We start from the raw sequence: 6186 nt of genomic DNA, 5'->3' as shown, positions 1-6186 counted from the left end.
CGTCCGGCGTAGCCACTTTTGTGATGCCTGCTTCAATCCTAGGCTGAAAGCTTTGCTGGAGCCACTGCCCGACCGATGCAAGGTCTGGGGTGGGAACTTCAAGATAAAGAATTTCTTTCATCAGGGATTTCTAAAGCTCCGATAAATTCGCTGAGAGACGAGGTAAATTTCCTGTAAAAACAGGGTTGACAACTGCCCAATCTGCGCTACACTTCCGAGTACGCTAAATGTGCCTGAAAAAGTCTCGTCATTCGCCCGATCACTGCTAGAGATCGATTTCTAATGCATTATCCCATCCCAGCCAGTTCACAAGAAATAGTTGCCCTGCGACAGCAGCCTGTTAATGAAGAATTAATTGTGGCGGCAATTGCGGGCGTGGTGCAGGTGGCTCGCTCTAAAGGGCAATCGCTGGAAGATCTCACGGCTGAAGTGCTGGCAGACGATAGCCTGCTTGATCGAGAACTGCGTCGCTGGCTCAGCGATGTTGTCACACATGCCTGGAAAACGTTACCGTAACAAGTAGTAACAACCAGTAATTGTATTTCGGCAATTTGCGATCAACATGGCTAAATTGGGAAGTAATCAACCTATGAACCGAGCTGACAGAATGAACGCTCTCACCAAACCAACCATTCGCACCACTGGAGTGGCAAAACGCTCTGCGCTTGATACCACCCAGCTGATGCGTCGAGCTGAAGATCTGGTCAATGCTGCATCAAACCGCTATCGCATTACGGTTCAAGTTGCCAACCGCGCCCAGCGTCGTCGCTTTGAGGAGTTTGACAGCCTCGACGACCCCAAAATGAAGCCTGTTATCCGGGCAATCATCGAAATGTCAGATGAGCTGACTCAGCCCGAAATTATCGGCGAATAGCCTAATTCATTCAGGGGAATCATTCAGGGGAATTTGGCAGAATGCGATCGGCAAACCGTCGTCAGCAATTTCGTTCGGGGCGATTTATCGCGCTGATCACCACGGGTTTCTTTATTGCAATCGCAATGCTGCCTATCCAGAGGGGGGTTCCGCGACAGACAGATCCCCTGCCCCGCCTTATTTTTGCCGTATCGCCTCAGGCCACTCAGGCACAGCAACAGTTTTTGCGAATTGAAGAAGCCGCTGCCCAGGTCTATGCGCTGGAACCCGATCTGCCGCTTGAAAATCAGTACGTCAACGAAGATACGGGGCGGGTGTCTGATCGCAATACGCTGCTAAGTCGCCTGATTCGCTATCACTCCTATGTCAGGGGCAGACCATTTACCTACCGCCTGGACTGGAAGCTGACCCTGGCGGATTATCTTGGCGCAAACGAAAGAGTTATCGCCTCAACTTATCCCGGTGTAGATACGTTGCGCCCCAGTCCTCACGCTGGAGACATCGCCGCCATCAATCGCCTCACCCGAAATCAGCGCGATCGGCTGGTCAATGCCCTCGTATCTGTTTATGCCGTCTATACCCCGCCTGCCGCGACTGCTGCGCCTTCGTCTGCCGAACCCCCTGCCTCGAGTGCTTCGCAGTTTCCCGAAGGGGTAATTCCTCCATCCACTAATATTCGTCCTGCCCCGCAGCCCGCTCCCCGCCCTGCTGCGCCCTCACTTCAAAGTCCTCAACCCGGCGATGCTCAGCTTTTAGCTCCATAAGAGTTCGTTCTTAAACCTGCTCATGGTACGTCAACTTAAACAGGGAACCGGATGGCGGCTCGGCTGGGATGCCGATGCACCTCAGTTTAAGGGACTTGTGGGCAGCGACGACTGGGCGATCGAGCTAACGGAAGCAGAGTTGGATGATTTTTGTCGGCTTGTGGTGCAGCTTGACCAGATGATGGGGCAGATGGGGCAGGAACTCATGGAAGAGGAGCGGATTGGTCTGGAGGTCGAAAGCGATCGCATCTGGCTGGAAGCGGAGGGATTTCCCCAGGCTTATCAGCTTCGTTTGATTGTGCTAACAGGGCGAGGCGCAGAAGGAACCTGGTCAGAGCAGGCAGTTCCGCCATTGGTTCAGGCAGTGCAAATGCTCAAGGTTTTTTAGTAGATTGCAGAATGATGACAATGAGTTATGTTATGCTGTTTAAGCACAAAACGAAGTGCATCGGGGCGTAGCGCAGCTTGGTAGCGCACTACTTTGGGGTAGTAGGGGTCGTGGGTTCAAATCCCGCCGCTCCGATCGCTTAAATCAAATCCCCACTTGAAAGCCTGCTTTTCTCACTAGAGAGGGCAGGTTTTCTACTTGGCATTGCTTGGCATTAATTAAGCATTTCTACCGCTAGATCCAATCAGATCTTGCTGAATCTGGGCAGCTAGTTTCTTGGCACGGTGCAGATTCAAGTGAGAAACGCTCTCTTGCTACTGTCCATCTAAGTTGGAGACGATCGCCCCTATGATTAACCTTGATGCTGCCGCGCTCTGCACGTTGGCGTGGTTTCTTCATGGGAGAGAAATTTTAGATATTGCTCGATGTTGCGCTGATGTTGGGCTGGGTGCGATCGGTTTATGAACTTGACTATTTAAACGAGCCAGAGTCACTATCACGCTGAAGCAAGATTCAATCAATTGAAGGATTGAAGCTGTTTCTGAAATGACGCAACATGGTTGAATCATAAAGCCCCACTGCTGCACCATTTATAACGTCCATGCTTACCACCTCTCACTTATCGTCCCATCCTACAAAAGCAATTGCTACCTTTCGTGAACTCCTTAGAGTAGGAGGTGTTCGGGCAGCGCTGCAATTCCTCAACTCAATTAGTAACCATCGCTTTACTGCCGTTTTTCGCTTTGAGGGGGATACCCTCCGCAACCTGCATCTAATTGACCGGGAGAACTCTAAGATTGAGCGTTGCCCGGACTTACCAGTAGTAGATTCCTATTGCGTCTATGTGCGAAGTGCTGCCAAGCCTTTTGTCATCAATGACTCCCTAGACGACGATCGAGTAGAGGGGCATCTGAAACAGCAAATAGTGCGGTCTTACTGCGGCGTACCGCTATTGGAAGAGAATGGAGAACTGTTTGGCACAATCTGTCACTTCGATTTCAAGCCAATTCCTTTTACAGCTGAAGAGGCATTTTTGCTAGATGAGATTACGCCATATCTTGTTAAGGCAATTCAGGAAACAGAACTCAATTTACCTTAGGAAGTAAAGAACTAGATTGGCTCTTGTTTACCTGATACAAATACAAAGCCCTCGATCACACTGATCAAGGGCTTCTCTGGAGAACGAGTTAAGTAACAGAAAACGCTTTTAATAAGCTGGGGCTGCTTGTTCAACAAATATGCTATGTACAGATAATCACAAAGTCACTTCATATTTCAATCTAACTATTGATAGAGAAAGTAGTCGAGGTACTCTATCGGTCGGACTAGGGGAATTCCCCCATCACTAGCACTTCAGCTTGGGAGACGTTAGGGCAATCAATGTTGCACTAGTCGAGGGCTTGTCTTGAAGAACGTTCCAAGTAATAAAAATGCCCCCGATGATTAGGGAGCGGTTTATTAAATCCTTTCTTGTTATGTATTGATTATTGCAATTATGCTTTACATCTCCTTCCTGCTAAAGGTAGGAAAAGCAGTCAAAATATTCATGCGATCGGCTTAGGGAGATGTCCCCGTCAGCCTTCCTCGGTGAGTAGGTGATCGCTATGAAGCTAATTGCTTCAGTCGTTAATAGTCAGTGTGCCAGTGGAAAGGGCGGAATGTCAGGTATAGCTTCGCCCCTAGCAACCTCTTTTTCTTGAAGTGGAAGTTTTACATCCCATCTCTAAACTGCGTGACTGCTTCGGTGTAGCGAATGGGCAGCACATACTCCAGGTTCTCATGGGGGCGCGCAATGATGTGAGTTGACAGCACAGAGCCGCCATTAACCCGATTGACCGACTCAATGCCCGCGGCGATCGAGGCCTGAACTTCGGAAACATTGCCCCGAACGATGACGGTGACTCGACCACTGCCGATTTTTTCGTAGCCGACTAAGGTAACCTGAGCCGCTTTCACCATGGCATCCGCCGCTTCGGTAATCGCCGGGAAACCCAGGGTTTCAATCATTCCAACAGCAATTGACATAAAGATACATCTAACCTTTTTGATAGTTTTGATGGTCGATAGACACTCAGGAATCCGTCCCTGATTCCATTTGAACGAATCTGCCTGATGGGTTGATACGGTGCCCAACCCATATTGATCAAGCGTCCTTTGTTGCCTGTTTTATAGAATGCCGTGCGTGTTAACTAAGTACGGTGGTAGTAGCTCTAAGAACCATATACCAAAGCCTTTGCACTCAATAGCGTTGCGCAGCACTATCAATAAAATTCAGGATACGGTGTCAAATAAAATCTTGATTTCTTAAAAGTGTATCTAACTATTAAGTGTACCGCTGTTTAGTCACGATATGGAACTACTCGCCGATCGAATCACGTCCGAGCTTCGGGTACTGGCTAGGCAACCAGCAGTTCGATTGGGACAAGGCTGAGTCGGAGGGTCGATCGTTGCAAAGCATTTCTGAAATGAGCCCATGTCATGCAAGCCCTCTAATCAGTGCGATCGGAAGGCTTTTTGATGGCTAATCGAGAGTCATTCGGCAGCAGACAACAGATGAAGCGGAATTACATCGCCGTTTAGCTAGTTCTCCCAATCGACGCTCACCCTTCCCCATTTCGTTGCCAGAGCCATTCAACTCCAATCTGTACGAATACGGGACGAATACGGGTGGCAAGCTCGCCCCTTGCCCGATCGCTCGATGAGTTGGCGAGCACAGAGGCGTTTGTAACAGAGCTGGACTTGCGCTTGCCCACCTTGGGTTGCTTCAGTCAGCTGCGGGGTTGTCCTCTCGCCATCTTTGAGCAGTTCATACCTCTACCTGAGATGTAAGTTTTTTACCTGCCACTCGATCGTGTACTTACAGCTCTGCCACTACAGCGGCTTCTATCAGTGGCAATGTCACTCGGCGTGTTACAGCTTCCGCCTCCTGTAGACCCGCTAAGCTCGACCGAGAGGGGGAGAGAAGTTTGGATGGGAAGCGACAACGAGGAACCGCCGTGCCCCAGAAAATCACTGCCGCCAAAAGAGTTGGTGTCAACTGAGGCAGAGCTACTGCCAGAAGAACTGCTGCCGACTGAGGAACGACCACTGCGATAGGGAAGGTCAAAGTCGATCGCAGAACTGCCAATACTGGAACCGCTTGAAACCGGACTGCTCGCGTGGGAGGCTCCGCCTGTTCTTCTGCCGCCGCTTCCTGCCCCATTTCTAATTGTGCTTGCAGCTCGCTCCCACTGCTCAGTCGAAATCCGATCGCCACAGCCGGGAATCGTGCTGAATCTTGCCCCGGTTTGGGCGTAGCGAGCCAGCAGGTCGCGATGGTCACTCATCTGCTCTCGCTGCCCTAGATTCCACTGAATTGGAGCCGCGAGAAGTCGATCGGCTGTGCTGGCTGCGTCTGCCCACTGTTGTGAGCAGTATTGCTGGTGCAACTGAGCCTGAAGCCCTTGCACATTGAGGGCTTGAGCGGAAACCGGACGTGCGGGAAGAAATAGGGCGATCGTCAGCACTGCAAGAGAGAATTTCATGGGTTTGCTTGAGAGGGAGGTTTGGTTTAAACCTTCCCGGAGCAGTGGGAGGGGTAACGATCGAGTGTCCTGAGGATGCCCCTAGTTCGCCTTTGTTTAGCAATCGAAGTCTTCCACCAACAATTCAAGATGGCGTGAGCAGCACAAAGCCCTTGACTAGTGCTACCGACGAGAAAAACAGCGATCGAACTCCTCCACCAATTCTTTGGCTTTGGCGTGATCACCCTGTCTTACCACTTCTGAAAGTTGCTTAAGCCAATCAGATTCTTCTTTGAGATGTTCAATAAAATTTTCAGCTGTTCGAACAAAAAGAGATCGTCGCTCTTTGTCCACCAGCCCAAACTTGAGCCAATCATTAAGAGCGCTGAAGGGCAAGGCTTTCGCTAGTTTGTGGAGGACTTTGCTACTAGGACTGCGTGAGGGGTCGTTGTAGAGCCGATAAACTATGTCTTGTGCTAAATTCCGTTCGTCTCCACAGAGATCAATCATCGTAAGCGGGACAGCTTATCCTTAACGACCATTTTTTTCGGCTGCTATACAAAGGCGTGCCTGAGTGTGCCAGTTACTCGGTCGCTAAAACAAGGAAAAATCAAGGATTTGCGCGATCTTTTGCCTGCCTGTTTGCAATACGTAACT

The 6186-nt window shown here is 50.0% G+C and carries 8 protein-coding genes and 1 tRNA gene; 6 read left to right on the top strand and 3 right to left on the bottom strand.

Annotated features, from left to right (window positions below; genetic code table 11):
* The first annotated feature begins 282 nt into the window (after nt 1-282).
* The 6 genes from H6F80_RS02875 (at nt 283) to H6F80_RS02850 (ending at nt 3125) form a co-directional block, all read left to right on the top strand.
* Nucleotides 283-516: a hypothetical protein gene (locus tag H6F80_RS02875; protein ID WP_190790104.1), complete on the top strand. Its 234-nt coding sequence runs from the start codon at nt 283-285 to the stop codon at nt 514-516.
* A 91-nt stretch (nt 517-607) separates the two neighbouring features.
* Entirely contained in the window at nt 608-874 is a 267-nt protein-coding gene (locus H6F80_RS02870) for a DNA-directed RNA polymerase subunit omega (RefSeq protein WP_199296331.1), read from the top strand.
* 41 nt (nt 875-915) lie between these two features.
* The gene (locus tag H6F80_RS02865) at nt 916-1638 is read left to right on the top strand and encodes a hypothetical protein (protein ID WP_190790103.1); all 723 of its coding nucleotides are present in this window, start codon (nt 916-918) and stop codon (nt 1636-1638) included.
* 22 nt (nt 1639-1660) lie between these two features.
* On the top strand, nt 1661-2026 hold the full coding sequence (locus tag H6F80_RS02860) for a DUF1818 family protein (RefSeq protein WP_190790102.1): 366 nt from the start codon (nt 1661-1663) through the stop codon (nt 2024-2026).
* Nucleotides 2027-2087: 61 nt separating this feature from the next.
* Nucleotides 2088-2161, top strand: a tRNA-Pro gene (locus tag H6F80_RS02855).
* A gap of 466 nt (nt 2162-2627) precedes the next feature.
* Nucleotides 2628-3125, top strand: coding sequence for a GAF domain-containing protein (locus H6F80_RS02850; RefSeq protein ID WP_190790101.1), 498 nt, complete (start codon nt 2628-2630; stop codon nt 3123-3125).
* 611 nt (nt 3126-3736) lie between these two features.
* Here the strand turns inward: H6F80_RS02850 and H6F80_RS02845 are convergent.
* The 3 genes from H6F80_RS02845 to H6F80_RS02835 all read right to left on the bottom strand — a co-directional run bounded on the left by H6F80_RS02845 (nt 3737) and on the right by H6F80_RS02835 (nt 6039).
* Entirely contained in the window at nt 3737-4051 is a 315-nt protein-coding gene (locus tag H6F80_RS02845; RefSeq protein ID WP_190790100.1) for a carbon dioxide-concentrating mechanism protein CcmK, read from the bottom strand.
* Nucleotides 4052-4860: 809 nt separating this feature from the next.
* A complete protein-coding gene (locus H6F80_RS02840; protein WP_190790099.1) occupies nt 4861-5550 on the bottom strand; it encodes a hypothetical protein in 690 nt (229 codons plus the stop codon).
* A 162-nt stretch (nt 5551-5712) separates the two neighbouring features.
* On the bottom strand, nt 5713-6039 hold the full coding sequence (locus H6F80_RS02835) for a hypothetical protein (RefSeq protein ID WP_190790098.1): 327 nt from the start codon (nt 6037-6039) through the stop codon (nt 5713-5715).
* Nucleotides 6040-6186 lie beyond the last annotated feature (147 nt).

It is taken from the genome of Leptolyngbya sp. FACHB-711, assembly GCF_014695615.1.
In the GTDB taxonomy this organism is placed as follows: domain Bacteria; phylum Cyanobacteriota; class Cyanobacteriia; order Elainellales; family Elainellaceae; genus Leptolyngbya_A.
This window is presented reverse-complemented; position numbering and strand designations above follow the sequence as displayed.

Excerpts from the sequence above, each read along its gene's own strand:
- H6F80_RS02875 (WP_190790104.1), top strand. The coding sequence starts at position 283 with ATGCATTATCCCATCCCAGCCAGTTCACAAGAAATAGTTGCCCTGCGA.
- H6F80_RS02870 (WP_199296331.1), top strand. The coding sequence starts at position 608 with ATGAACGCTCTCACCAAACCAACCATTCGCACCACTGGAGTGGCAAAA.
- H6F80_RS02865 (WP_190790103.1), top strand. The coding sequence starts at position 916 with ATGCGATCGGCAAACCGTCGTCAGCAATTTCGTTCGGGGCGATTTATC.
- H6F80_RS02860 (WP_190790102.1), top strand. The coding sequence starts at position 1,661 with ATGGTACGTCAACTTAAACAGGGAACCGGATGGCGGCTCGGCTGGGAT.
- H6F80_RS02850 (WP_190790101.1), top strand. The coding sequence starts at position 2,628 with ATGCTTACCACCTCTCACTTATCGTCCCATCCTACAAAAGCAATTGCT.
- H6F80_RS02845 (WP_190790100.1), bottom strand. The coding sequence starts at position 4,051 with ATGTCAATTGCTGTTGGAATGATTGAAACCCTGGGTTTCCCGGCGATT.
- H6F80_RS02840 (WP_190790099.1), bottom strand. The coding sequence starts at position 5,550 with ATGAAATTCTCTCTTGCAGTGCTGACGATCGCCCTATTTCTTCCCGCA.
- H6F80_RS02835 (WP_190790098.1), bottom strand. The coding sequence starts at position 6,039 with ATGATTGATCTCTGTGGAGACGAACGGAATTTAGCACAAGACATAGTT.